The following is a 3,370-nucleotide window of genomic DNA, read 5'->3' as shown; positions in this document are numbered from 1 at the left end:
CGGAGGTATGGGGGGACTTCTGCGGAGGATTTGTACGCTGTGATATCGCTTGAAGATGTGGAGGTTGCTGAGGACTTCATTGAGCTGAGGAAGATAATGAAGGAGGTATTGGGGAGGTGACGGGGCGTGGAGTTTGAGTTGGAAAAGTTGGAACAATACGCGAGGAAATTTGAGGGCGGTATGCTATACAAGCCGCTTGAGTACGTGCGCAGAATCTATCTCAATAATGAACTCACTAAAGAAGAGTTAGGGATGCTCAAGGAGCTGGAACGAGCAATAGAAGAAGCGGACATCATGCTAGACGGGCTTTCTGAGAAGATCAGGAAAGTCGTCAGCCACTTCAAGGAGCGTGGTGGCAGTGAGTGAGTTCCGCATGAGGACTTTTGAGGAGTTGTACAAGGACTTGCTCGCGATTTACGAGCTTGCTGATGAGGCCCTGCAGTACAGGATTCCAAAGAGCGTGGAGTACGATTTGAAGGGCATTCAAAGAATCGCATGGGATTGGATAGAGTGGATCGAGAAGTTAGAGGAGCATATTCAAGAGAAAAAGGGTGAGGTGCATGGTTGAGGTGAGGACCTTCACGGACTTGAAGGAGGACATGGTTGAACTGCTGAAACTGTTCCACATGATTTCGCGGTACAAGACTCTTCCCGAGGGTGCCAGGCTTCTCCTCGAGGAGGCGTGGACTCTTGTCGAGGACTGGAGGGATTGGGCAGACGAAGCGGACAGGGTCATGGATAAACTTGATGAACTCGCGAGGGCTGAGGTTGAGGCCCACTATGAGAAGTACTTCAGTGTAGTCCAGGAGGACGAGAATGGCTGCGTGTGGGTCCCGCTCGGTGAGATCTATACCGCAGTCATGAGGGCAAGGCGTGAGGTGAAGGAGAGTGCAGGGATTGAAGAATAATAACAGCCCCTGTATGGGGGAGGTGACGGGGCGATGGCGGCAAAAGATGTGGATGAGGTATTAGCTCGTATTGAACGCAGAATACAAGAGACTCTTTCGTATATTGCAGTAACGCCTATTCCCGGAACACACCCTATGGAACGCAAGGGTGCGATTGAAGCACTCAAATACGTACTCAAGATTATCGAGGAGGAGCGTGGTGGCGGTGAGTAAGTTGTTTTTGGTGGCAGATGAGAACATTGATGTTTCGATGATAGTTGTAGCAGATACTGCGGAAGAGGCGAGAAGAATCGTTGAAGAGTACCTCTCTGAGCGTGGCTGGACAGTTGAACAGTTCTTTGGAGGGGAGCCTTACATTGACGAACTTGAGCTCAAGGAAAAGGAAGTTATTTGCATTGACACGGGGGTGGAATGGTGAGCGTTAACTTTCATACGTATGTTAACAGCGATAATAACAGCCTCTGTATAGTATCCGTCTTTCCAAAACATCTTCCTCAAATGACCAAGGACAAACGGCACAAATCCAGAATACTTGCACCACCGTGCAGTATTCACCCCCAACTCGCGAACCGCGTTTCAAATGATAATTTTAAGCCCGTCGCAGTTAATAACTGAGGTGGTGTGAGTATGCCGAGACGAAGGCGCCTTCCTGAGGTTGTGACCATCAAAATGCCTGTCCTGGTTCAGCCTCGCGATGTCTTCGAGGTTGTTTTTGAAAGTGAGGAAGCCAGGAAGATGGCCGAGGAGATTGTCGAGTACATCAAGAAGAACGGGCGCATGGGTTGGGACGAGTACAAGGACCTCTTCCCACCCGAAAAGCATTATCTTTACTTCCGCGTCATCAAGAGGCTTGAGGCTCTTGGCTTCATCAGCAGAGGAGCTTACCACACGTACATTCTCTCGAAGAAGTTCACTGACAGAATGGAATACCTCGGCAAACTCTGGCTTTTCAAGATGGGGAAAGTCGAGGAAATCTGGTGAGCCTCATGACCGCAATGGCTATAACAATGGGGCACCAAATTTTCCAGTGTAGCCACATGTGGCCATGTGTGGCCACACAAAACGAACCTTGGAGAGTGCTTTATATGCCCCAAAGAAGGCCGAGAAGGCGTAGAATTCCAGTGCATATTACTTTGGATCCAGAGGTCCTCAAACTCCTGGACAGCGCGACTTATAACAGGTCTCGTTTCATTGAAGATGCCGTTTTAGAGCGGCTCTCAACGATAGAAGGGCGTGGAGTTGAGAGAAGTGCGATTATGGTGCCCCGGCCGGGATTTGAACCCGGGGCGCGGGCTCGAAAGCTACAGTCCTCCTCCCAAATGCCGCTGAATACGCTTTGGTCTCTTCACAAAGAGGCTTACCAGAAATGGCTCTCCCTTAGAGTTGCCACAGAGGAAACGAAGCGCCGTTACCCTGCCACCCTTGAGAAGTTTTTCTCAACATACACAATCCAAAGCTACGAGGATCTTCAGGAGGCGCTAATGTCAGTAGAATATAAGAGGCACATCACGAAGGCCCTCAGGAGTTTTGTGAACTTCCTCAAGAGCAGGGGAGTAATAACCCGCGAGCAGCATCTGGATCTGAAGGAAATCATCTGGACCAAGCCCGTCCAGCCGCGGAAGGTGAATGTTTCAGACGAGCAGATTAGGGCCGCTCTGGAGTACTATGAGCAGAAAGACGCCATTCTCGCGGCTATCTACAAAGCCCTCGTCTATTCCGGCCTGCGGCTTAGGGCCGTGGTCGAGCTCTTCAATGAGTATGACCCTGCGAAGCTAATTTTGCCACCTGAGCATAAGAACATAGCAAAATACCCGCTACACCGCCATAAAGGCCAGAAAAAGGCTTTCTATGCTTACCTGCCTCGCGACTTCGCGCTTTCAGAACTTGAGCAGCTTCCTCTCGACTACGAGCACGTGAAGAACAGGCTCCGCGTCAAGCTTCGTGCCGTCAGAAACACTGAGAAGAGCGTCCAGTTTTCGGCCTCGGCGGTGCGGGAGTGGTTTGCGACGTTCCTAGCAAGGCAAGGGTGCCCCTTTGAAGTCATCAACTTCATTCAGGGCCGCGCCGAGCGTGGGGTTCTCGAAAAACACTACCTGAACCTCGAGATCCTAGCCGACGAGTGGTATTCTGCGGTTGTTGACGACCTAAAAGCCGTGCTGGAGGGTGGAAAATGAATGTGGAACTCATTAACCACGCGATTGGACTCTCACTCATCGGGCTCATTACCCTGTATTTCATTAGTTTTCTTTATGACGCAATATTCCGCCCCTGGCGCCTCGTGGAGGAACAGCTCATGGACATTGAAATGCACATCGAGACGCTCAAGAGGGGCGGCTGGAGGGCGAAGCTCCACAGTTGGATTTCAATGCCGGCCTGGCGCGGTGATGTGGAAAAGCACTTGGAGTATTTGCTCGGCCTGCGCGAGCTGAAGCGGGCCGAGCTCGAGCTTTTTGAAAAGCTGA

The 3,370-nt window shown here is 51.0% G+C and carries 8 protein-coding genes; all 8 read left to right on the top strand.

Annotated features, from left to right (window positions below; genetic code table 11):
• The first annotated feature begins 126 nt into the window (after positions 1-126).
• Positions 127-366: a hypothetical protein gene (locus E3E28_RS10630; RefSeq protein ID WP_167712319.1), complete on the top strand. Its 240-nt coding sequence runs from the start codon at positions 127-129 to the stop codon at positions 364-366.
• Positions 353-568: a hypothetical protein gene (locus tag E3E28_RS10625; protein WP_167895468.1), complete on the top strand. Its 216-nt coding sequence runs from the start codon at positions 353-355 to the stop codon at positions 566-568. The genes E3E28_RS10630 and E3E28_RS10625 overlap by 14 nt, the downstream gene beginning before the upstream one ends.
• A complete protein-coding gene (locus tag E3E28_RS10620) occupies positions 561-908 on the top strand; it encodes a hypothetical protein (RefSeq protein ID WP_167915444.1) in 348 nt (115 codons plus the stop codon). The genes E3E28_RS10625 and E3E28_RS10620 overlap by 8 nt, the downstream gene beginning before the upstream one ends.
• Before the next feature lie 33 nt (positions 909-941).
• Positions 942-1,121 carry a hypothetical protein gene (locus E3E28_RS10615; RefSeq protein WP_167895466.1) on the top strand — a complete coding sequence of 60 codons (180 nt, stop codon included), beginning with the start codon at positions 942-944 and terminating at the stop codon, positions 1,119-1,121.
• The gene (locus E3E28_RS10610) at positions 1,108-1,326 is read left to right on the top strand and encodes a hypothetical protein (RefSeq protein ID WP_167889336.1); all 219 of its coding nucleotides are present in this window, start codon (positions 1,108-1,110) and stop codon (positions 1,324-1,326) included. Before E3E28_RS10615 ends, E3E28_RS10610 begins: the two co-directional genes overlap by 14 nt.
• Before the next feature lie 209 nt (positions 1,327-1,535).
• Positions 1,536-1,889 (top strand): hypothetical protein, encoded by a 354-nt coding sequence (locus E3E28_RS10605; RefSeq protein ID WP_167712281.1) that lies wholly within the window; start codon positions 1,536-1,538, stop codon positions 1,887-1,889.
• 5 nt (positions 1,890-1,894) lie between these two features.
• Positions 1,895-3,082 (top strand): integrase, encoded by a 1,188-nt coding sequence (locus tag E3E28_RS10600; RefSeq protein WP_240921755.1) that lies wholly within the window; start codon positions 1,895-1,897, stop codon positions 3,080-3,082.
• Positions 3,079-3,370 (top strand): hypothetical protein (locus E3E28_RS10595; protein ID WP_167915442.1); only part of this gene is annotated, 292 nt, incomplete at its 3' end. The genes E3E28_RS10600 and E3E28_RS10595, both read left to right, overlap by 4 nt.

Source organism: Thermococcus sp. 21S9, assembly GCF_012027635.1.
Classification (GTDB): domain Archaea; phylum Methanobacteriota_B; class Thermococci; order Thermococcales; family Thermococcaceae; genus Thermococcus.
This window is presented reverse-complemented; position numbering and strand designations above follow the sequence as displayed.